At 71.3% G+C, this 20,788-nt stretch carries 17 protein-coding genes and 1 tRNA gene; 8 read left to right on the top strand and 10 right to left on the bottom strand.

Features of this window, described 5'->3' with window-relative positions; all coding sequences use genetic code 11:
- From Asi02nite_RS33095 to hppD, 4 genes are all read right to left on the bottom strand, one after another.
- The coding region (locus Asi02nite_RS33095; protein WP_203717950.1) for an aminotransferase class I/II-fold pyridoxal phosphate-dependent enzyme at positions 1–686 on the bottom strand (686 nt) is incomplete at its 3' end.
- Positions 683–1,624: an RDD family protein gene (locus Asi02nite_RS33090; protein ID WP_203717949.1), complete on the bottom strand. Its 942-nt coding sequence runs from the start codon at positions 1,622–1,624 to the stop codon at positions 683–685. The genes Asi02nite_RS33090 and Asi02nite_RS33095, both read right to left, overlap by 4 nt.
- Complete coding sequence (locus Asi02nite_RS33085) at positions 1,621–2,127, bottom strand: RDD family protein (protein WP_275410422.1); 507 nt, start codon at positions 2,125–2,127, stop codon at positions 1,621–1,623. Before Asi02nite_RS33085 ends, Asi02nite_RS33090 begins: the two co-directional genes overlap by 4 nt.
- Positions 2,128–2,275: 148 nt before the next feature.
- Positions 2,276–3,472, bottom strand: a complete 1,197-nt coding sequence (gene hppD, locus Asi02nite_RS33080; protein WP_203717947.1) for a 4-hydroxyphenylpyruvate dioxygenase — start codon at positions 3,470–3,472, stop codon at positions 2,276–2,278.
- Between the two features lie 118 nt (positions 3,473–3,590).
- Between hppD and Asi02nite_RS33075 the strand changes: the two genes are divergently transcribed.
- The 4 genes from Asi02nite_RS33075 to Asi02nite_RS33060 all read left to right on the top strand — a co-directional run bounded on the left by Asi02nite_RS33075 (position 3,591) and on the right by Asi02nite_RS33060 (position 8,704).
- Positions 3,591–4,094, top strand: a complete 504-nt coding sequence (locus Asi02nite_RS33075) for an Lrp/AsnC family transcriptional regulator (RefSeq protein ID WP_239127356.1) — start codon at positions 3,591–3,593, stop codon at positions 4,092–4,094.
- Positions 4,095–4,166: 72 nt separating this feature from the next.
- On the top strand, positions 4,167–5,576 hold the full coding sequence (locus Asi02nite_RS33070; protein WP_239127355.1) for an outer membrane protein assembly factor BamB family protein: 1,410 nt from the start codon (positions 4,167–4,169) through the stop codon (positions 5,574–5,576).
- 11 nt (positions 5,577–5,587) lie between these two features.
- On the top strand, positions 5,588–7,255 hold the full coding sequence (locus Asi02nite_RS33065; protein WP_203717945.1) for a fumarate hydratase: 1,668 nt from the start codon (positions 5,588–5,590) through the stop codon (positions 7,253–7,255).
- A gap of 93 nt (positions 7,256–7,348) precedes the next feature.
- Positions 7,349–8,704, top strand: coding sequence for a class II fumarate hydratase (locus Asi02nite_RS33060; protein WP_239127358.1), 1,356 nt, complete (start codon positions 7,349–7,351; stop codon positions 8,702–8,704).
- Positions 8,705–8,727: 23 nt separating this feature from the next.
- Here the strand turns inward: Asi02nite_RS33060 and Asi02nite_RS33055 are convergent.
- A tRNA-Thr gene (locus Asi02nite_RS33055) sits at positions 8,728–8,801 on the bottom strand.
- 206 nt (positions 8,802–9,007) lie between these two features.
- On the opposite strand from Asi02nite_RS33055, the gene Asi02nite_RS33050 reads away from it, so the two are divergent.
- Entirely contained in the window at positions 9,008–10,099 is a 1,092-nt protein-coding gene (locus tag Asi02nite_RS33050) for an ABC transporter ATP-binding protein (RefSeq protein WP_203717943.1), read from the top strand.
- A 543-nt stretch (positions 10,100–10,642) separates the two neighbouring features.
- Here Asi02nite_RS33050 and Asi02nite_RS33045 read toward each other — a convergent pair.
- The 4 genes from Asi02nite_RS33045 to cysS form a co-directional block, all read right to left on the bottom strand.
- Positions 10,643–13,273, bottom strand: a complete 2,631-nt coding sequence (locus Asi02nite_RS33045) for an Hsp70 family protein (protein WP_203717942.1) — start codon at positions 13,271–13,273, stop codon at positions 10,643–10,645.
- A gap of 83 nt (positions 13,274–13,356) precedes the next feature.
- A complete protein-coding gene (locus Asi02nite_RS33040; RefSeq protein WP_203717941.1) occupies positions 13,357–14,559 on the bottom strand; it encodes an esterase-like activity of phytase family protein in 1,203 nt (400 codons plus the stop codon).
- 60 nt (positions 14,560–14,619) lie between these two features.
- Positions 14,620–15,738 carry a 23S rRNA (guanosine(2251)-2'-O)-methyltransferase RlmB gene (gene rlmB / locus Asi02nite_RS33035; protein WP_203717940.1) on the bottom strand — a complete coding sequence of 373 codons (1,119 nt, stop codon included), beginning with the start codon at positions 15,736–15,738 and terminating at the stop codon, positions 14,620–14,622.
- Complete coding sequence (gene cysS, locus Asi02nite_RS33030; RefSeq protein ID WP_203717939.1) at positions 15,738–17,165, bottom strand: cysteine--tRNA ligase; 1,428 nt, start codon at positions 17,163–17,165, stop codon at positions 15,738–15,740. Before cysS ends, rlmB begins: the two co-directional genes overlap by 1 nt.
- Before the next feature lie 43 nt (positions 17,166–17,208).
- On the opposite strand from cysS, the gene Asi02nite_RS33025 reads away from it, so the two are divergent.
- The 3 genes from Asi02nite_RS33025 (at position 17,209) to Asi02nite_RS33015 (ending at position 19,988) form a co-directional block, all read left to right on the top strand.
- On the top strand, positions 17,209–17,862 hold the full coding sequence (locus Asi02nite_RS33025) for an IclR family transcriptional regulator (protein ID WP_203717938.1): 654 nt from the start codon (positions 17,209–17,211) through the stop codon (positions 17,860–17,862).
- Positions 17,863–17,970: 108 nt separating this feature from the next.
- Complete coding sequence (locus tag Asi02nite_RS33020; RefSeq protein WP_203717954.1) at positions 17,971–18,999, top strand: hypothetical protein; 1,029 nt, start codon at positions 17,971–17,973, stop codon at positions 18,997–18,999.
- Complete coding sequence (locus Asi02nite_RS33015; RefSeq protein ID WP_203717937.1) at positions 18,999–19,988, top strand: LacI family DNA-binding transcriptional regulator; 990 nt, start codon at positions 18,999–19,001, stop codon at positions 19,986–19,988. The genes Asi02nite_RS33020 and Asi02nite_RS33015 overlap by 1 nt, the downstream gene beginning before the upstream one ends.
- A gap of 90 nt (positions 19,989–20,078) precedes the next feature.
- Here the strand turns inward: Asi02nite_RS33015 and Asi02nite_RS33010 are convergent, their stop codons facing one another.
- On the bottom strand, positions 20,079–20,765 hold the full coding sequence (locus tag Asi02nite_RS33010) for a DUF3626 domain-containing protein (protein ID WP_373312371.1): 687 nt from the start codon (positions 20,763–20,765) through the stop codon (positions 20,079–20,081).
- Positions 20,766–20,788: the final 23 nt, after the last annotated feature.

The raw sequence follows: 20,788 nt of genomic DNA, 5'->3' as shown, positions 1-20,788 counted from the left end.
CCCCAGGCCTTGGACAGCGTGCGCAGGACGGCCACGTTCGGCCGGTCGCCGAAGGCTTCGAGGCCGTCCGGGACGTCGGGGTCGGTGACGAACTCCTGGTAGGCCTCGTCGATCACCACCAGCACGTCGTCCGGCACGGAGTCGAGGAAGCGGGTCAGCTCGGCGCGGCCGATCGCCGTGCCCGTGGGGTTGTTGGGGGTGCAGACGAAGATCAGGCGGGTCCGGTCGGTGATCGCCGCCGACATCGCCTCGAGGTCGTGGCCGTGGTCGGCGGTGTTGGGCACCCGCACGCTGGTGGCGCCGGTCGTCGCGGCGATGATCGGGTAGGCCTCGAACGACCGCCAGGAGTAGATGACCTCGTCGCCCGGCAGGCAGGTGGCCCGCACCAGGTGCTCGGCCAGCGCGACCGAACCGCAGCCGGTGGCGACCCGGTCGGCGGCGACGCCGAGCTTGGCCGCGAACGCGTCGCGCAGTTCCACGACGCCCATGTCCGGGTAGCGGTGCGTGTTGATCGCGGCCTCCGCGATCGCCTCGACGACGCCGGGCAGCGGGCCGTAGGGCACCTCGTTGCTGGCCAGCTTGATCGCCTCGGCCAGGCCTAGCTCGCGGGCCAGGTCGGCGGGGCTGCGGCCCGGCACGTAGGTGGGAAGCGCGTCGAGATCGGCTCGGGTGAGTCGGGGGGTCATGACGAGCCTCCAGGAGTCTGCGGCGGGCTGGCGCCGGCCGGCGGGCGGGGGTTGGCGACCACGACGACGGTCCGCGCCGCCTTGTCGTGCAGGGCCTGGTGCAGCGGGCGGTCGACGGTCAGCCAGAAGCAGTCGACGACCTGCCAGACGAAGCCGACGCAGCAGGTCCAGAACAACATCGGCAGGCCGAGGATGTTCCACCGGCGCAGCGACCGGCCGAAGCCCAGCTTCTCCTCGCCGTCGACGCGGACGACGCGCAGGCCGACGATCCGCTTGCCCAGGGTCTGGCCGGTGTTGGCGACGGCCGGCACCTCGTAGGCGAACCAGAGCGCGCACGCGATGATCAGGATGACGAGTTGGAGCCGGTTGGCCTCGGCGCTGGGCGCCAGCCGCATCAGCTCACCGACCGGCTCGCCGTCGGCGTAGCGCGAGTTGAACTCCCGGTAGAACGGCAGGATCTCCTGCAGGTACCGGTAGACGAACCAGCCGTTGACCACGGCGTTGAGCAGCAGCACGGCCACGATGTCGATCAGCCGGGCGACCAGCCGCAGGCCGGGGGAGGCCAGCGGCACCCCGGCCGGGATCGCCGGGGCGGCGGGCCGCGGCGGCAGGGTCTGCACCGGCGGGTACGGCTGCCCGTAGCTCTGCTGGCCGTAGCTCTGTTGGCCGTAGCCGGGATGCCCGTTGGGCGTCGGCTGGCCGGGGTGGCCCGGACCGGGCGCGGCCACCGGACCGCCGGGGGAGACGGGCGGGGCACCGGCCGGGTCGGCGGGGCCCGGCTGTGTGGGCGGGGGCGGCGGCGGAGGCACCTCGGGCGGGCCGTCGGGGGGCGTCGCGTCGGCGGGAAGGGGCGCGCCGATCCAGCCGTCACCGTCCCAGTAGCGCTGGGTGGTCGGCTCGGCGGGGTCTTTGTACCAGCCCGGGGACACTGAACTCACTGGACGACCTTAGCGACCAATGTCTCGGCCGCCTTGTCGTGGAGGGTCTGCTGAAGCGGCTGATCCCAGAGTTGCCACAAGCCGTCGACCCAGGCGAAGAACGGCACGAAGCCGCCGGCGACGAACTGCACCAGCCAGCGGCGGACCAGCATGGCGCGGTCGAGCGGCCGGTCGGGCCGGACCGGCAGCACGCGCAGCGACATGGTCCGCTTGCCGACTGTCTGTCCGGTTCGCAGCTGGTACTCCACGAGGTAGAGGTAAGCGAGGCCGAACTGCAGCACGAAGATCGCGGCGTAGCCCACCAGGAACGACACGATGACGCCCGGGTCGAACCGCTCGACCTCGTTGGCGCGGGCCGCCGGGAGGATCAACGTGAAGATCATGATCGGGCAGGCCAGGATCAACGAGACCAGACCGAGCAGCAACGAGTCGATCAGGTACGCCAAGAAGCGGTCCCCGAAACCAGCTGGGCTGCTTCCGATGCCTGGACTGACAGTCGGCATGGAGAACCCGGGCGGCGGGCCGCCGTACCCGTGCTGCTGGGGGATATAGCCCGGGCCGGCCGGCGGGGGGAATGTCGCCGGCGGCCCGGGCTGGCGCGGGTCCCGCGCGCCGGGGTTGTGCTGGGGGTCGGGGTGCACCCGGACAGTGTTACAGGTTGCCGCGCGCGTCCTGTTCCCGCTCGATGGCTTCGAAGAGCGCCTTGAAGTTGCCCTTGCCGAAGCCGAGCGAGCCATGCCGCTCGATCAGCTCGAAGAAGACGGTCGGGCGGTCCTGCACCGGCTTGGTGAAGATCTGCAGCAGGTAGCCGTCCTCGTCGCGGTCGACCAGGATCTTGCGCTCCTTGAGCTGCTCGATCGGCACCCGCACGGTGCCGATCCGGGCCCGCAGCTCCGGGTCGTCGTAGTAGGAGTCCGGCGTCTCCAGGAACTCCACGCCGGCCGCCCGCATCGCGTCGACGCTGGCCAGGATGTCGTTGGTGGCGATGGCGATGTGCTGGGCGCCCGGGCCGTCGTAGAACTCGAGGTACTCGTCGATCTGCGACTTCTTGCGCGCGACCGCCGGCTCGTTGAGCGGGAACTTGACCTTGCGTGTGCCGTTCGCGACCACCTTGGACATCAGCGCCGAGTAGTCGGTCGCGATGTCGTCGCCGACGAACTCGGCCATGTTCGTGAAGCCCATGACCCGCTTGTAGAACTCGACCCAGTGGTCCATCTTGCCGAGCTCGACGTTGCCGACCACGTGGTCGACGGCCTGGAAGTAGCGCTTGGGCTGCAGGCCGGCCGCGATGGCGGGGCCACGGTCGACGATCGGCCCGCGGGCGACGAAGCCCGGCAGGAACGGCCCGCTGTAGCGGGACCGGTCGATCAGCGAGTGCCGGGTGTCGCCGTAGGTCTCGATCGCGGCGTGCCGGATGGTGCCGTGCTCGTCGGTGACGTCGGTCGGCTCGGTGTGCACGCTGGCGCCCTGCTTGATCGCGTACGCGAAGGCGGCGTCGACGTCGGGCACCTCCAGCGCGATGTCGACGACGCCGTCGGAGTGCCTGCGCACGTGCTCCGCGTCGGCGGCGTCCGGGCGGACCGCGCCGCGGAACACGAAGCGGGCGCTGCCGCTGGTCAGCACGTACTCGGCGTAGTCCCGGAAGCCCTGCTCCGGGCCGCGGAAGGCGACGCAGGTCATGCCGAACGCGGTCGAGTAGTAGTGCGCGGCCTGCTTGGCGTTGCCGACGAGGAACAGGACGTGGTCGAGGCCCTTGACCGGGAACGGGTCACCGGCGATGTCGTGGTCGACCGCCCCGATGAGCCGGTCGGCGGTGGCCTGGTCGATGTCGTTGAGCGCCTGAGTCATGACCGACTCCCCTCGTGTGGCTGCCGTCTGGCCTGAGCGTCGCCCCGCCGCGCATTGCTGGTCAACTGTCCTAGAATTGTCTGCGCAGGTTGTGCAATCCGTCCGGAGGATGGCCGAATTGACAGCGCAGATTGTCCAGCTCGACGCGCTGGACGCCGCCTTGATCAACTTGCTCGCGGAGGAGCCCCGGATCGGCGTTCTCGAATGCTCCCGGCGGCTGCGGGTGGCGCGCGGGACGGTCCAGGCGCGGCTCGACAAGCTGGTCGCCCGCGGCGTGATCCGCGGCTTCGGGCCCGAGATCCAGCCGGCGTCGATCGGCTACGGGGTGACCGCGTTCGTCACGCTGGAGATCAGCCAGCGGCAGGGGCACGATCCCGTCGCGGTGCACCTGTCGCGCATCCCCGAGGTGTTGGAGGCGCACACGATCACCGGGTCCGGCGACCTGATGTGCCGGGTGGTCGCCCGGTCCAATGCCGACCTGCAACGGGTGATCGACCGGATCGTCGCGCACGGCACGGTGGCCCGGGCGTCGACGATCATCTCGCTCACCGAGCAGATCCCGTTCCGTGTGCTGCCCCTCGTGGCGGCCGCGGCCGCGGATGCCGTCGCTGACGTGGATTAATCTCACAAACCTGATCGACACGGGTATATCGCCGTCCCCGATCTTCTGCCGGCGCGTCGCTACGGTGTGGCCGTGGCTAGGGGTAATGGCCCCTGTGTGAAGTGCTGGGCCGTGTTCGTGGTGGTCCTCCTTGTCGTGGGCTACTTCACCGGCGTGCTCACCCCGCTGCTCGACAAGGTCTGGGCCATGGTCAACACGTCCAGCCCGATGACCACCCCGGCGCCGCTCTGGCAGCAACAGCTCGGCGGCACGCCCCGCAGCGCCACCATCGCCGGCGGCGCGGTGGTCATCGAGCACCGCACGATCGTCGAGTCGCGCAGCCTGACCTCCGGCGCCCAGCTCTGGGAGCACAAGGCCGACTGGGCCGCCGTCGCCGGTGAGGGCGCCGGCTCCGTCGTGGTGACGGGCAAGCTGCTGGTCAAGGGGTACGAGGTCGTCGACCCGACGTCCGGTTCGGTGCGCCGCAAGGACACCGAGGCGCGGGCGGTCTGGACCTACCGCAACGGCATGCTCGACGTGCGCTGCCACGGGCCCGAGGACTGCATCCTGTCGGCTTGGGACCCGCTGGGCAGCAGCCCACGGTGGACGGTGCAGATCCCCGGCATCGGCTTCGTGCTGTTCGCCGACAACCCCGACATCCTCGGCACCCAGCCGATTACCACCAAGCGGATCGACGCCAACGCGGGCGGGCCCGAGCAGATGCCGCCGATGCTCGGGCTGCCGATCGACGACCAGGTCTTCATCGTGGACACCGCCGCCGGCCAGGTCGTCCGCGAGCTCACGCCGGAACGCGACGAGCGGGTCGTGGTGGTCGGCGGGCGGGTGCTCCGGATCAAGGCGGTCGCCGCCGACGGGACGTGCTACTTCTCGGTGGTCGCGACCGACGCCGCCACGGGCGGGGAGGTGTGGCGCAACGCCGGCATCAACCTGCGTACGGCGAAGGACGGCGGCTGCGCCCAGCGCGACGATCCCGCCGGCGGGCGCAACGTGATCGTCGGGGTCGCGGCGGACGCCCGCGAGCTCGTGATCGACGCGTACGACGGCCGGGCCCTGTTCACCGGCGCGCCGGGCGAGCGGCTGCTCGGGGTGGACGATCGCTACGCGATCGCGCGTACCGCCGACGGGGGTGCCGTCCGCAGCGTCGAGCTGGGTGGACGCCAGCGCTTCCAGCGGGCGGCCGCGCCGAAGAGCCACGTGGCGCTGACCCCGCCCGCCCTGGTGGTGGTCGACGAGAAACCCGACAAGATCATCGCGGTCAACCCCGGCACCGGCGCGGAGCTCGTCAACGTGCGCTCCGACGCCGACGTGCTGGCGGTCGGCCCGGCCGGCATGATCATCGTCAAGGGACGCGACATGGCGTACCTGCCGTTCGGCGGCGCCGCCGCGCCGAACCCGGCGCCCACAGGCGGCAATCCGGGCAACCCGGGCGACGACTGGCCGGAGTGTGGCGGGCCCAAACAGGAGGTCTGCAAGGGCCGCTAGGCTGGCTCCTCATGAGCGCCGACGCCTTCCGCTACTCGCCGCTGTTGCCCACGGGCGACGATCTGACTGAATACCGGTTGATCACCGACGAGGGCGTCGACGTCGTCAAGGGACCGGGCGGCCGGCAGTTCCTCACCGTCGACCCGGCGGTGCTCACCGCGCTCACCGCGGAAGCGATGCACGACATCGCGCACTACCTGCGCCCGGCGCACCTCACCCAGCTGCGGTCCATCATCGACGACCCGCAGGCGTCGCCGAACGACCGGTTCGTGGCGCTCGACCTGCTGCGCAACGCGAACATCGCAGCGGGCGGCGTGCTGCCGATGTGCCAGGACACGGGCACGGCGATCGTGATGGGCAAGCGGGGCCGGCACGTCCTGACGGACGGCACCGACGAGGCGGCGATCGCCCGGGGCGTCTTCCAGGCGTACACCCGGCTGAATCTCCGCTATTCGCAGCTCGCGCCGATCACGATGTGGGAAGAGCGCAACACCGGCACCAACCTGCCGGCCCAGATCGAGCTGTACGCGGAGGACCCGGGCGGTGCCCCGGACGCCTACAAGTTCCTCTTCATGGCCAAGGGCGGCGGGTCGGCCAACAAGTCGTTCCTCTACCAGGAGACCAAGGCGCTGCTGAACCCGACGCGGATGATGCAGTTCCTCGAGGAGAAGCTGCGGCTGATCGGCACGTCGGCCTGCCCGCCCTACCACCTGGCCGTCGTCATCGGCGGCACCTCCGCGGAGCACGCGCTGAAGACGGCGAAGCTGGCATCGGCGAAATATCTCGACGGGTTGCCGACCGCGGGTTCGTTGTCGGCGCACGGCTTCCGCGACCTGTCGTTGGAGGCCGAGGTGCTGGAGCTGACCCGGCAGTTCGGCATCGGCGCGCAGTTCGGGGGCCGCTACTTCTGCCACGACGTGCGGGTCGTCCGGCTGCCCCGGCACGGCGCCTCCTGCCCGGTCGCCATCGCGGTGTCGTGCTCGGCCGACCGCCAGGCGGTCGCCAAGATCACGCCGTCGGGCGTCTGGCTGGAGCGGCTGGAGACCGACCCGGCCCGGTTCCTCCCGGAGGTGACCGACGCCCAGCTCGACACGAGCGAGGTCGTGCGGATCGACCTCAACCGGCCGATGGACGAGATCCGGGCGGAGCTGTCGAAGTACCCGGTGAAGACCCGGCTGTCGCTGACCGGCCCGCTGGTGGTCGCCCGGGACATCGCGCACGCGAAGCTGGCGGAGCGGCTGGACGCGGGCGAGCCCATGCCTTCCTACATGCGCGACCACGCGGTCTACTACGCGGGCCCGGCGAAGACGCCGGAGGGCTACGCGTCGGGTTCGTTCGGCCCGACGACGGCGGGCCGGATGGACTCGTACGTGGCCCGCTTCCAGGCGGCGGGCGGCTCCCAGGTGATGCTGGCGAAGGGCAACCGCTCGGCCCAGGTGACCCGCTCCTGCGCGGACCACGGGGGTTTCTACCTGGGCTCGATCGGCGGCCCGGCGGCCCGGCTGGCACAGGACTGCATCAAGCACGTCGAGGTGCTGGAATACGCGGAGCTGGGCATGGAAGCGATCTGGAAGATCGAGGTGGAGGACTTCCCGGCCTTCATCGTGGTGGACGACAAGGGCAACGACTTCTTCGCGGAGGTCACCAAGCCGGTCCTCACGGTCGGCCGCCGCTCCTAGGGCCTGGATCACTCTGCGTGCTTCCCGTGGTCGGGGGAGGATGGGGTGGTGACTGCGGTTGAGGAGAACGGGTTCCGCGTCGAGCGGGACACCATGGGTGAGGTGCGGGTGCCGGCCGAGGCGTTGTGGCGGGCCCAGACGCAGCGGGCGGTCGAGAACTTTCCGGTGTCGGGGCGGGGCATCGAGCCGGGCAACATCCGGGCGCTCGCGCAGATCAAGGGGGCCGCGGCCGCCGTCAACGGCTCGCTGGGGGTGATCGACGCCGAGTTGGCCACCGCGATCCAGGTCGCCGCCGCGCACGTCGCCGGTGGCGGGTTCGACGACCAGTTCCCGATCGACGTGTTCCAGACCGGGTCGGGCACCTCGTCCAACATGAACGCCAACGAGGTGATCGCCACCCTCGCCGCCCGGGAGCTGGGTCGCGACGTGCATCCCAACGACCACGTCAACGCCTCGCAGTCGAGCAACGACGTCTATCCCTCGTCGATCCACCTCGCGGCCACCGAGGCCGTCGTCAACGAGCTGATCCCCGCGCTGGACCACCTCGGCTCGGCGCTGGCCGCCAAGGCGACCGAGTTCGCCACCGTGGTCAAGGCCGGCCGGACCCACCTGATGGACGCGACGCCGGTGACCCTGGGCCAGGAGTTCGGCGGGTACGCCACCCAGGTCCGCAACGGCATCGCCCGCCTCGAGTCGGCCGTACCGCGGCTGGCCGAACTGCCGCTGGGTGGCACCGCCGTCGGCACCGGAGTCAACACCCCGCCCGGCTTCGCGGCGAAGGTGATCGAGCGGCTGCGGTCCGACACGGGGCTGCCGCTGACCGAGGCACCCGACCACTTCGAGGCGCAGGGTGCCCGGGACGGCCTGGTCGAGGCTTCGGGTCAACTCCGTACCGTCGCGGTCGGGCTTTACAAGATCGCCAATGACATCCGCTGGATGGGCTCCGGGCCGCGGGCCGGCCTCGGCGAGCTGCGCATCCCGGACCTGCAGCCCGGCTCGTCGATCATGCCGGGCAAGGTCAACCCGGTGGTCTGCGAGTCGGTCCGCCAGGTGTCGGCGCAGGTGATCGGCAACGACGCGGTCATCGCGTTCGCGGGCACGCAGGGCGACTTCGAGCTCAACGTGATGCTGCCGGTGATGGCCCGCAACATCCTCGAGTCGATCCGGCTGCTGGCCGCGGCGGCCCGGATGCTGGCCGACCGCTGCGCGGTCGGGCTGGCGGCGAACGAGGAGGTCGCCCTGGCGTACGCGGAGGGTTCGCCGTCGATCGTCACCCCGCTCAACCGCCACCTGGGGTACGACGAGGCGGCCTCGATCGCCAAGGAAGCACTGGCCAGCGGCCGCTCGATCCGCGCGGTGGTCATCGACCGCGGCCACGTCTCCAGCGGCAAGATCACCGAAGCACAGCTGGACGAACTCCTCGACGTCCTGCGCATGACCCGGCCGTAGGCCCGATTTGCTTCGGGCGGTTGAGCCCCCGGCCGGGATCGAACCGGCGACATCTCGCTTACAAGGCGAGTGCTCTGGCCATCTGAGCTACAGGGGCAGCTGGCAGCTACCACAGCATAGCGAGCCACGGGGCGTCGAGCGCTTGCCAGGGCAAATGGGGCAGTAGTCACATCATCACTTGGCACGAATGCGAGAAACGTTTACGGTGACGAGCACTGGTGTCGGCGCGGTGACGTGCCGGCAGCTCTTTTCACTCGGATCGTCCGGCACGTTCCTGCCGGTGAAAGGAAGCGGTGTCCCCTCATGGCTACGGTCACCTACACCCAGGCCACCCGGATCTACCCGGGCACTGAACGGCCTGCGGTCGACCACCTCGACCTGGAGATCGGCGACGGCGAGTTCCTCGTCCTGGTCGGCCCCTCCGGTTGTGGCAAGTCCACCAGCCTGCGCATGCTCGCCGGCCTCGAAGACGTCGACGAAGGCTCGATCCACATCGACAACCGTGACGTCACGCACCTCCCGCCGAAGGCTCGCGACATCGCGATGGTCTTCCAGAACTACGCCCTCTACCCGCACATGACGGTGTACGAGAACATGGCGTTCGCGCTCAAGCTGCGCAAGACCTCCAAGGCGGAGATCGACCGTCGGGTGAAGGAGGCCGCGGGCCTGCTCCAGCTCGAGGAATACCTCGGCCGCAAGCCGAAGGCGCTCTCCGGTGGCCAGCGCCAGCGTGTCGCCATGGGCCGCGCGATCGTGCGTGAGCCGCAGGTCTTCCTCATGGACGAGCCGCTGTCGAACCTCGACGCCAAGCTTCGCGTGCAGACGCGTACGCAGATCGCCTCCCTGCAGGCCAAGCTCGGCATCACGACGGTCTACGTGACCCACGACCAGATCGAGGCCATGACCATGGGCCACCGGGTCGCGGTCATGCTCGACGGCGTGCTGCAGCAGGTCGACACCCCCCGGGCGCTGTACGACAAGCCCTCCAACGTCTTCGTCGCGGGCTTCATCGGCTCGCCGGCGATGAACATCAAGACCGTCTCCCTGACCGACGGCGGCGCCAAGTTCATCGACATGATCGTCCCGCTGACCCGCGAAGAGGTCGAGAAGGCCCGCGCGAACGGCGGCGGCGACAAGGTCACGATCGGCTTCCGTCCGGAGGACTGCGACCTGGTCGGCCCGACCGAGGGCGGCCTGCCGGTCGTCGTCGAGCTGGTGGAAGACCTGGGCTCGGACGCCAACGTCTACGGCCACGCGGCCCTCGACGGCGTCTCGGAGCGCTTCGTCGTCCGCACCGACCGCCGCCACATGCCGAACATGGGCGACACGGTCTTCGTGAAGCCGCGCGCGGACCACAACCACGCCTTCCACGCGGCGACGGGCGAGCGCATCTGACGTAAAGCAACATCAGAAACGGCGGGCCGGCTGACCGGCCCGCCGTTTCGCGTCTCAAGCTGGAAACCGCACCCCACCGACACGGCGACGACACGCGGATGGGGGTTTCGGCCGGCCCAGCTGTCGCCAGGACCCCGACGCCTCGGCGTCGCGGTTCGTCGCGGCGCCCGCCCGGGGGTTCGGGGTGGTGCGGTGGTGGGCCGCTCGACGGAGCCGTCCACCTGAGCGAAGTCGGTCGGCCGTGCGGCCGTCTCCCGTCCGGGCTTAGCAGCGCAAGGACTGCTCTTTCGCCGGCCATCAGATTGGTCGGCGCTGGGTCTTCGGGCGGTCCGGCCCCACGACGGCCTCGCGTGGCCGAGATGGGAGTAGGCAGGTGATTCGGTGCCGAATCCTGGTGCCGGCGTCGGGCAGAGGCGTCCCGGACCAAGCCGCGCTCCGTGGCGGTGGTGCTGGCCGGTGCATTCGGCGGTCGGCCGACAAAGCGCGGCGGCCTCGTCCAGCAGGTCGGCGGCGGCGTCCTTGTCCGATGGCGGCGTCGAGTGGCTACTTCGCGAAGCGCCGCAGGCGTAGGTCCTCGTCGCCGACGCAGGCGATGACCTTCGTGGTCCATGTGCAGCTGGCCGAGCGCACCCCCGTCAGCGCACCCAACTGCACCGGCTGTGGGTCGCCCAGCGCCCAACCCACCACGTTGTAGTCGCCCGGGCTCGTGCTGGGGGGCTTGCCGAAGAGCAGGATGCTCGAACCGTTCACGCGGGCCGCGACGCCGGCCGTGTCGAGGACCTTCTCGCCCTCCGCGTCGAAACCAAGAACATGTTCTTCGCCCGATTTGTCGCTCTGGACCACGACGTGCGAACCGACCGGGACGATCGTGTCGTACTCGTGGGCCGGCTGGCGCCACAGGCGGCCGTCGCCGGTCGGGAGGGCTACCAGCTGCGTGGTCTTCAGGTCGCCGCCCGTGCGTTCCAGCAGGCAGATCCGGTCGCCGACGCACGGGCTGATCGAGACCGCCCGCCGGGCCGCCTGGTCCGCGCGGTAGACGATGCGCGGCTTGTCCAGCGCGTCCAGGCTCACCGCGATCAGCTCGACCGCCTCGCTCGTCTGCGTGGTGAACAGCTGGCCGTCGTACACCGTGGTCAGGTCGCCCGGGTCCGCCACCTCTGTCTGTTGCGCATTGATCTTGCCCGAGGTCGCGTCGATCACGCGTACGGAGCGGTCCGCGCCGATCTGCACCAGCCGGGTGTCGTCGTCGCGGTCCGGGTCGAGCGCCACGCCCGTGAAGTCCGCCGGGCCGTCCAGGTCCTTCTTCGTCTGCGCCCGGAAGACCGCGGTCGTGGTGCCGCCGTACTGGTCCTTCGGCGAGTCGTGGGCCCACTTCTCGGTGCCGTCGCCCAGGTCGTACCCGATGATCTTGTTGTTCTTGCGGTCGACGACGACCAGGCGTTCGCCGATCACGAACGTCTCGTCCTCGCCGAACAGGTCGACGTACCAGAGCCGCTCGCCGTTGTCGGGGCTCAGCACCGAGAGCCGGCGCGCCTCGACGCTGCCGATCGCGTCGGCGTAGGCCAGGATCGCGCCCGGCACCGCGCGGATGCCCTGCCAGTTGTCGGAGGCATCGATGACCTGCGTGGTCCACAGCTGCTTGCCCGTCGTGGCGTCGGCGGCGACGACGGTCATCTTCTTCTGGTCGGTCAGATAGGCGTAGTAGGCGCGGTCACCGAGCGTGTGCGTCCACACGTAGTAGGACCGGTTGGCCATCGACAGTGGCTGGCCGACGTCGCTGAACGCCGCGAACGGGACCTTGTCGTACCCGTTCCGGTTCAAGAACATGATCACCGAGACGACGGCGACGACCAGGACCACGGCGGCGGCTGCCGCGGAGATCAAAAGCTTTTTGGGTACGCGTCGCGGCGGCGCGGCAACAGGCGGCGGCGCCCACTGCGCGGCCGGCGAGGTAGGGGCGGGCGAGGTCGGTGCCGGCATCGGCGAGCCGGGCGCCGGCGAGGTCGGCGACCCGGAAACCGGCACCGCCGAGACGGGCTGCGGGCTCGGCACAGGCGCCGGCGCCGCGGCCTGCGCCGGGACGTGCGCGACCCGATGCTCCGCCAGCGCCCCCTCCGCGACCGGCAGCTCGGGCTGCTCGAGCACGGTCGGCGCGACCCCGAGGTCCGCGTGCAGCATCCGGGCCACCAGCGGCACCCGGGACGAGCCGCCGACCAGGAAGAGCCCGGCGAGCTGGTCGGGGCGCAGGTTCGCGGCGGCGATCACCCCTGCGGTCTCCACGACGGCCCGCCGCAGCAGCGGCGTCGCGAGCCGTTCGAGCTCGTCGCGGGTGAGGTGGACCGCCTTCTCGACGCCGGGCACCGCGACCGGCGCCACGGCGACCCGGGAGAGCATCTCCTTGGCCCCGCGTACGTCGTCCCAGAAGCGCCGCCGGTCGCGCCACTGCGCGGCGTTGGCCGGAGCCCGCAACCGTTGCCAGGCGTCGGGGTCCGTCGTGGCGATCCCGCGGCCCAGGTGGTCGACCAGCGCCGCGTCCAGGTCGAGGCCGCCGAGTTCCGCGACACCGCCGGCCGCGACCACGCTGAAGCCGACGTGGCCGGACGGGTCCGGGCCGTCGTTGCGGACGACCGCGATGTCGAGCGTGCCGCCGCCGAAGTCGAAGACCGCGAGGGCCGAGCCGACCGGCACCGGGCGGCGCAGCACCTCGGCGAAGTAGCGGGCGGCGGCGACCGGCTCCGGCGCGAGCGTGGTGCCCGCCGGCCAGCCGGCCCGGGACAGCGCCTCGGTCAGCACCTGGCGGCGCTGGGCGCCCCACGCGGCGGGATAGGTCAGGGTCGCCGGCGGCAGGTAGCCGACCGCTTCGACGGCCGCGTGCGCGACCGCGGCGAGGACCGCGGCGAGCAGGTCGACGGTGGCCACCTCGCGGTCGCCGAGCAGCACACCGGGCGCGTCGACGTACCGCTTCGGGTTGGGCTCGTAGCGGGCCGGATCAGCCTGCGCGAGCCGTTGCGCGTCGCGACCGACGTGCAGCCGGCCGGCCTCGTCGAGGAGCACGCCGGACGGGAGCAGCGGTTGACCGTCGAACAGCAACGGGCGGGTGCGCCCGTCGGGCCAGCGCAGCACGGCGACCGTGTTCGACGTGCCCAGATCGACCCCGAGCGCGTGCCCTTGCATCGTTGCCGACTCCTCTTAACGGGCGGAGGGGATGCCCGGCCTGCATCGTACGGCCTGGCATCCCCTCCTCGAGGGAGCCGTCCTCAGTCGAGGAAGCGCTGGTCCGCGTTGAGGCTCTGGGTGAGCTTCAGCGTGATGAACTCGTTGTTGTCCGGCACGCCGGCGGCGCGGCCGGCCGAGCCCGGGAAGTTGTTGTCGTTGAGCACGGCGATCGTCTGGTTGTCGAGGATGACGACGTCCTCGATGGTCTGGAACGGGAAGGTGAACGTCTTGCCGAACCCGCCGAGCTTCTTCGGGTTGCTGATGTTCATCAGGTCGGCGACCAGGGTCTTGTCCATGGCACCGTCCTTGTCCCGGTCCGAGAAGTTGGCCAGGTAGATCTTCTTGGTCTTGGCGGTGTCGCCCTGGCCGTTGTCGCGCTCGATGATCAGGAACCGGTGGCCGTCGACGGCGATGGCGTCGCCGATCGCGTTGGCCGGGTCGTCCAGCTTGTAGATGTAACGCTTGCCGGTGTAGTTGCCCGCGCGTACGTCGAACTCGTTGAACCGCAGCGTGCCCGGGGTGTCACCGGCGACGGTGCCCTCCAGCAGCGGGTAGAGCTTGCGGCCGTCGGGCGACTGCGCCATGCCCTCGAAGCCCTTGCTGCTGTTGATGTTGTTCGGGGTGGTGCCGCGCAGCGGGTTCTCCGGCGCGAAGACGCCCGGCAGCGAGATCGGGGCCTGCATCATGGCCCCGGTCCGGTCGAAGTGGAGCAGGAACGGGCCGAACTCGTCACCGATCCAGTAGGTGCCGTCGGCGGCCCGCTGGATCGACTCGACGTCGAAGTCCGAGCCGGTCAGCACCCGGTCCTCGCGGGTGAGCGGCCACGTCACGTACCCCTTGGGGTCGGTCAGGTTGATGCCGCCGATGACGTCGACCTTGTTCTCGTGGAAGACCGGCGCGATCGAGTGGATGCGCAGCACGAAGTCGCCGCTGTTGGCCTTGTTGCCGAAGCCGTTGTCGGACATGGCCTCGAACGTGCCGTCGCCGTTCCTGACGATGCCGCTGAAGCCCTGCACCGGCTGGTCGTCCCACGGCGCGGCCACGCCGTTGACGGGCGCGGTGTCGAGCAGCGAGCCCGAGGGCTCACTGGCGGGCACGAAGGTCAGCGCCGGCAGCGAGGCGAAACCGGTCAGCGTGGCGGGGCCGAACTCGTCGGCGTCGTGCGCGGAAGCGGGGCCGGCGAGACCCACGGCGAGAGCGGCGGCCATCGCCGCGCCCCCGATGATGGTGAGACGCTTGGTCATGAGGCGAGAAGCTAGCCAGCCAGGATGAACCGGCCGCGGTAACGACGTGAACGCCGGCTGTCAGGCCTCCGCGGCCCGGCGGCGGGCGACCTCGGCCAGGGTGACCGCGGCGGCGACGCTGGCGTTGAGCGACTCCACATCGGACACCATGGGGATGCCGACCCGCATGTCACAGGTCTCGCCGACCAACCGGGACAGCCCGCGGCCCTCGGAGCCGACGACCACGACCAGCGGGCCGACGGCGGCCTCGAGGTTGTAGAGATCCGTCTCACCGTCGGCGTCGAGGCCGATGACCACGAAGCCCTCGCGCTGGCAGGCCTTGAGCGCCCGGGTCAGGTTGACGACCTGGCTGACCGGCACCCGGGCCGCGGCGCCGGCGCTGGTGCGCCAGGCGGTCGCGGTTATGCCGGCGGCCCGGCGCTCCGGCACGAAGACGCCCTGCGCCCCGAACGCGGCCGCCGAGCGGATCACGGCGCCCAGGTTGCGCGGGTCGGTGACCCCGTCGAGCGCGACCAGCAGCGGCGTCGGGTGCTCCAGCGCGGCGGCGACCAGGTCGTCGAACGGCTCGTACGCGAACGGCGGCACCTGCAGGCCGATGCCCTGGTGCAGCACGCCGCCGGTCATCCGGTCGAGCTCGGCGCGGCCGATCTCCAGCAGCGGGATGCCCCGGTCGCCGGCGGTGCGGACGATCTCGTTGACCCGGTCGTCGATGTCGATGCCCTGCGCGACGTAGAGCGCGGTCGCGGGGACCATCGCCCGCAGCGCCTCGACCACCGGGTTGCGGCCGACGAGCAGCTCCGGCGCGTCCTTGGGGGTGTTGGACCGGCGGCCCGGCGCGACCCGGGGCCCGCCACCGCCACGGCTCGGCTGGCGGCCGGCGTTCTTCGTGGGCTTGACGCCCTTGGTGCCCTTGCCCCAGGTGGTGTCCTTGGTGCCCGGCTTGCCGATCTTGGGAGCCCGGCCCTCGGCCGCGGCGGCCCGCTTCTCCTTGTCCTGCTTCCAGGCGGTGCGGCTGGGCAGCTTCTCGGTGCCCGAGTAGCCCTTGTGCCACGGCCGCTCGTCGGCGGGCAGGGTGCGCCCCTTGCCGGCCAGGCCCGACTTGTTCTTGCCGCCGGAACCGACGGTCGCGCCCTTCTTGGAGGTGACCCGCCGGCCACGTCGCTGCGAGTTGCCAGCCATCAGTCCCTCGTTCCGATCGTCCAACGCGGGCCGTGGGGAGTGTCCTCCACATTGACTCCGGCCGCGTTGAGCTGGTCGCGCACCGCGTCGGCGGCGGACCAGTCCTTCCTGGTGCGCGCCTGGGCGCGCTGCTCGAGCGCGAGCGCGACGAGCGAGTCGATGATGCCGCGCAGCTCTTCGCCGGGCGAGCCCCCGGTCGAGGCCGTCGACCAGGCCGGGTCGAGCGGGTCGATGCCGAGCACGTCGAGCATCGCCCGCACCGCGGCGAGGCTGGCGCGGACGGTGTCGTCCTCGCCCTTGGCCAGCGCGGTGTTGCCGGCCCGGACGGTCTCGTGCACGACGGCGGTGGCGCCCGAGGTGTTGAGGTCGTCGTCGAGCGCGGCCGCGAACTCGGCCGGGACGTCGCCCGCCGGGATCGCGCCGACGGTCTCGACCGCGCGCTGCACGAAACCCTCGATCCGCCGGTACGCCACGGCCGACTCCCGCAGCGACTCGTCGGTGTAGTCGATCCGGGAGCGGTAGTGCGCGGACACGATGTAATGGCGCAACTCGACCATGCGTACGCCCAGCGCGGTCACGTGGTCGATGTTGATGACGTTGCCCAGCGACTTGCTCATCTTGGCCTCGCCGAGGTTGAGCAGGCCGTTGTGCACCCAGTAGCGGGCGAACGGCAGCCCGGCACTGCGCGACTGGGCTATCTCGTTCTCGTGGTGCGGGAACGTGAGGTCGAGGCCGCCGCCGTGGATGTCGAACTCGGGGCCTAGGTAGCGCAGGCACATGGCGGAGCACTCGATGTGCCAGCCCGGTCGGCCGGGCCCCCACGGGCTGGCCCACTGCGCCTCGACCGGCTCGACGGTCTTGTAGCCCTTCCACAGGGCGAAGTCGCGCGGGTCGCGCTTGGCCCGCTCGGGGCTGTCGGCGGAGCTGGCCATCTCGTCGACACGCTGGCCGGACAGGGCGCCGTAGTCGGCGTACGACTTGACGTCGAAGTAGACGTCGCCGCTGCCGTCCTCCGCGACGTACGCGTGGCCGTTGTCGATCAATGCCTGGATGAGCTCGTGCATCTCGGTCATGTGGCCGGTGGCCCGGGGCGCGTAGGTCGGCGGCAGCACGTTGAGCGCCCGGTAGGCGGCGTCGAGGATGACCTCGTTGCCGTAGGCGATCGCCCAGAAGGGGCGCTCCTGCTGCTCCGACTTCTCGAGCACCTTGTCGTCGATGTCGGTGATGTTGCGGACGAAGGTCACCCGGTAGCCGGCGCGCTCGAGCCAGCGGCGGAGCACGTCGTAGTTGACGCCGGAGCGAAGGTGGCCGATGTGCGGCTCGGACTGCACGGTGAGGCCACAGAGGTACATCGCGACCTTGCCGGCCTCCCGCGGGACGAACTCCCGCACCGATCGGGTCGCGGTGTCATGCAAACGCAGCGTCACCTGACAAGGGTAGCGTTGATCCGTTTCCGCCTATGCTCGCGGTGTGACGCAGCCGGTGTACCGCGCGGGTGAGACCGCCCAGACGCTGGATCGCGGGTTGCGGCTGCTCTATCTGGTGGCCGACACGTCCGAGGGATTGACGGTCACCGAGGCCGCCGAGCGGCTCGGGGTGGGTCGGGCGGTGGTCTACCGGCTGGTCGGGTCGTTGGCGGCGCACGGTCTGGTCCGGCGGGACCCGGCCGGGCGGTTGCGGCTGGGTGCGGGGGTCCTGCAGCTCGCGCGGCGGGCCCATCCGGTGGTGATCGAGGCGGCGTTGCCGGCGTTGCGGCGGCTGGCCGAGGAGGTCGGTGCGACGGCCCACCTGACGATCGCCGAGGGCTCGGAGGCCGTGGCGCTCGCCGTGGTCGAGCCGTCGTGGACGGCGTTCCATGTGGCGTATCGGGCGGGGTCGCGGCATCCGCTGGCCCGGGGCGCGGCCGGTCAGGCGATCCTGGCCGGGCGATCGGGTTCGCCCGATCCGGTGACCACCGTCGGTGAGCTGCAGGCGGGGGCGTTCGGCGTGGCGGCGCCGGTGCTCGGGGTGGAGGGCCTGGACGCCAGCGTGGGGGTGGTGGCGCTGGGTTCGCTCGCGCTGGCGGAGGTGGGCCCCCAGGTGGTGGCGGCGGCGTCGGCCGTAGCGGCGGCGCTGGCAGGTTAGGGCTTTCCACAGCTCCGTGGGGGTTATCCACAGCCTGTGTACAGCGGTGTAACGCTAGTTATCCACAGGTCTGTCCACCGGGTTAGGTGGTGGACGAGGCTTCTCGACATGAGTACGCACCGACCGGCGGCGCTCGAGTGGCGCGTGTTCCGTGGCAGTGCGGCCGTGGCGGCCGGGCTGCTCTCCGTGCACCAGTTGCGGGGGCGGGGTTGGGTCCGGCTACGACACGACGTCTATGCGGACGCCCGGCTGCCGCGCGATCACGGGTTGCTCTGCCGCGCGACGCTGGCCCGGCTGCCGCCGTCTTCGGCGGTGCTGGCGGGTCCGTCGGCGGCTTATGCGCACGGCATCCACGAGGCTGCGGCGGCGGCCGATCCGGTGCATCTGATCCTGGCTCGTGGGCAGCGGGTGGGTGGACAGGCGGGCACGCGGGTGCATCGGGTCGCGCTCGACCCGGTGGACGTGGGTTGGGTGCGGTTGGTCGGCGGCTGCGGCCCTCTGGGCGACGGCGACGTTGGCCAAGGGGGTGACGGTGGTGACGGCGGCGGCCCGGGCGGTGGTGACGGCGGCGGCCCGGGCGGTGGTGGTGCGGGCGACGGTGGTCGGAGCGGTGAGTGCGAGGTGGCGGCGACGCTGCCGGCGCGTACCGCGTGGGATGTGGCCGTGTGGTTGCCCTTGCCTGCGGCGGTCGCGGTGGTCGACGCGCTGCTCTACCAGGGGCTGGTGACGCCGGCGGCGCTGGTGGCGGTGCGGGATCGGTTGTCCGACCGGCCGGGTGGGCGCCGGGCCGGGCACACGCTGGCCCTAACCGACGGCGACGCGCGGTCGCGGGCGGAGTCGCTGTTGCGGGTCCGGCTCTACCTGGCCGGGCTGCCGATGGCGGTGGCGCGCCCGCCGGGCTTCGCGGCGGCTCCGCCGCTGGCTTGGCCGGACTTCCGCGTGGCCCTGTGGGGCGCGGCCGACCCTGTCGGTGAGGCGCTGATGGTCGACGATGGCTGGTTCGTGCTGCGTACCTCGGCCCGCAGGGAGTTCGCCGAGGTGGTCCGCGAGGTCCGCGTCGCGCTGCTGGCGCGGGGATGGCGCACAAGGCGAAAACAGGATGTCATGGAGAGCGCTCTCACGCCTACGATCAGGTGATGGAGGCAAAGAGGCCGACACTGGAAGACGTGGGCCGCGCGGCGGGGGTCTCGCGCGCGACCGCATCCCGCGTGATCACCGGCGCGCACCGGGTTTCCGAACCCACCCGCAATCGGGTCTGGCGGGCGGTGGAGCAGCTGGGCTACCACCCCGACCTGGCCGCCCGCGCCCTGGCCAGGGGCCGCAACGACGTCATCGACCTGATCATCATCGACGAGGACGCGGGGCAGGTGGGCAGCAACCCCTACTACAGCCGCGTCGTCTCGGGCATCCTGTCGGCCCTGGCCGGTACGGAGACCCAGATGCGCACCCACGTGATCGACGAGCCGGAGGCCCCGACCCGCCTCGACGACGTCGCCCGCATCGTCGAGGTCGGCGCCCTGCTGATCAACGTGCCGCCGGAGCTCGCGGCCCGCTTCTCGGCACGCTGCGACCGGGTGGTCTCGCTCGGCCTCTCGGCCCCGCACGTGCCGTCGATCGAGGCGGAGAACGCGGCGGGCGCCCGCGCGGCGGTGGAGCACCTCTACCGCACGGGCCGGCGCAAGGTGGTCGCGGTCCACGGCAAGCCCAACAACTCCTGCGCGACGGGCCGCCGCAGCGGCTTCGCCTCCGCGTCGATTGACGCGGGCCACGAGCCGATCGGCGCGGAGGGTGGCTTCTGCCTGGAGGCGGGCGTCACGGGTACGCAACAGCTGCTCGCCGACCACCCGGACCTCGACGGCATCTTCGCGGCCTGCGACCTGACGGCGATGGGCGTGCTGCGCGCACTCAACGAGAGCGGCCGCCGCGTCCCGGACGACGTCGCCCTGGTCGGCTTCGACGACAGCTTCCTGGCCTCGGTAGCCACCCCGGCCATGACCTCGGTCCGCCAACCGGTCGAACACATGGCCGCGATGGCCACCCGAGCACTGCTCGCGGACGAAACGGGCCCGAGCTGGCACCGCGTCGAACCGGCCCCCCTCCAGATCCGCCGCAGCTCAGCGGCCTGAGACCAGGGCAGCAGCCGCCGCGACGTCGGCGAGCGGCTGTTCGTCCGCATCGCCCCGTGATGGCGAGACCGGTGCCGATGCGCGCGACGGTTACGGCTGGCCGAAGCGGGCCACGTGGTGCCAGACGCGCTTCAGGGTCTGGGGGTCGTGTTTCCCCGCGTTGGCCGCCGCGCCGATGATGCGGGCGGTCAGTAGGCCGTTCTCCGCGATGTCCAAGCCCGCCGCGATCACCTCCGGGCCGCGGTAGTCGGGGTGCCGGGCGAACTCGTCCACCGTCAGCGTGAAGCCGTGGTGCCATTCCACCGGGCAGGGCAGCGTCGCCGCCAAGGCTTCGATTGCCGTGCCGCGGTAGCAGGGGTCCAGGACCACCGCCTCCACGTCGTCGGCGAAGCGGACCACGCCGTGTACGTGGGCCTCGATGTAGTCGTCCAGATAGTCCTGGTCGTCCGCGTCCGCCAGCGCGATCAGCGACATTCGGGCCGCCACCCCGAAGTGTGAAGGCTCCAGGAAGCTGTCCGGGTAGCAGAACGTCGTCCGCTCCAGCGTTGACGACCGCATCCGTAGGTGGGCCGAGCCGAAGCGGGGCGAACCCCCGGCCGCGCGGCGGCGGTGGTTGAGCGAGCCGTATTTCGGGCGTGATTCGGGCGTCGCCGCGTCGTACGCGCCGCCGAAGATCCGGCTTTCCCAGCGCCACCGGTCACCGCCCGGGAACGCGGTCAGGCCGCCGTTGCTGGTGCCCGTCTCGAACTGTGACCGGTAGACCCCGGAGCGGGCCATCGCCGCGAGGATCGGCTCGCCCG

It is taken from the genome of Asanoa siamensis, from assembly GCF_016862555.1.
Lineage (GTDB): Bacteria > Actinomycetota > Actinomycetes > Mycobacteriales > Micromonosporaceae > Asanoa > Asanoa siamensis.
Note: the sequence above shows the minus strand (reverse complement) of the source record. Positions and strands in the feature narration are given on the sequence as shown.

What these genes read in the sequence shown, in the direction of transcription:
- Asi02nite_RS33085 (WP_275410422.1), bottom strand. Translation starts at nt 2,127, where the DNA reads ATGCCGACTGTCAGTCCAGGCATCGGAAGCAGCCCAGCTGGTTTCGGG.
- rlmB (WP_203717940.1), bottom strand. Translation starts at nt 15,738, where the DNA reads ATGGCTGGCAACTCGCAGCGACGTGGCCGGCGGGTCACCTCCAAGAAG.
- Asi02nite_RS33065 (WP_203717945.1), top strand. Translation starts at nt 5,588, where the DNA reads ATGAGCGCCGACGCCTTCCGCTACTCGCCGCTGTTGCCCACGGGCGAC.
- Asi02nite_RS33060 (WP_239127358.1), top strand. Translation starts at nt 7,349, where the DNA reads ATGGGTGAGGTGCGGGTGCCGGCCGAGGCGTTGTGGCGGGCCCAGACG.
- Asi02nite_RS33045 (WP_203717942.1), bottom strand. Translation starts at nt 13,273, where the DNA reads ATGCAAGGGCACGCGCTCGGGGTCGATCTGGGCACGTCGAACACGGTC.
- hppD (WP_203717947.1), bottom strand. Translation starts at nt 3,472, where the DNA reads ATGACTCAGGCGCTCAACGACATCGACCAGGCCACCGCCGACCGGCTC.
- Asi02nite_RS33010 (WP_373312371.1), bottom strand. Translation starts at nt 20,765, where the DNA reads ATGGCCCGCTCCGGGGTCTACCGGTCACAGTTCGAGACGGGCACCAGC.
- Asi02nite_RS33040 (WP_203717941.1), bottom strand. Translation starts at nt 14,559, where the DNA reads ATGACCAAGCGTCTCACCATCATCGGGGGCGCGGCGATGGCCGCCGCT.
- Asi02nite_RS33020 (WP_203717954.1), top strand. Translation starts at nt 17,971, where the DNA reads ATGAGTACGCACCGACCGGCGGCGCTCGAGTGGCGCGTGTTCCGTGGC.
- Asi02nite_RS33015 (WP_203717937.1), top strand. Translation starts at nt 18,999, where the DNA reads ATGGAGGCAAAGAGGCCGACACTGGAAGACGTGGGCCGCGCGGCGGGG.
- Asi02nite_RS33050 (WP_203717943.1), top strand. Translation starts at nt 9,008, where the DNA reads ATGGCTACGGTCACCTACACCCAGGCCACCCGGATCTACCCGGGCACT.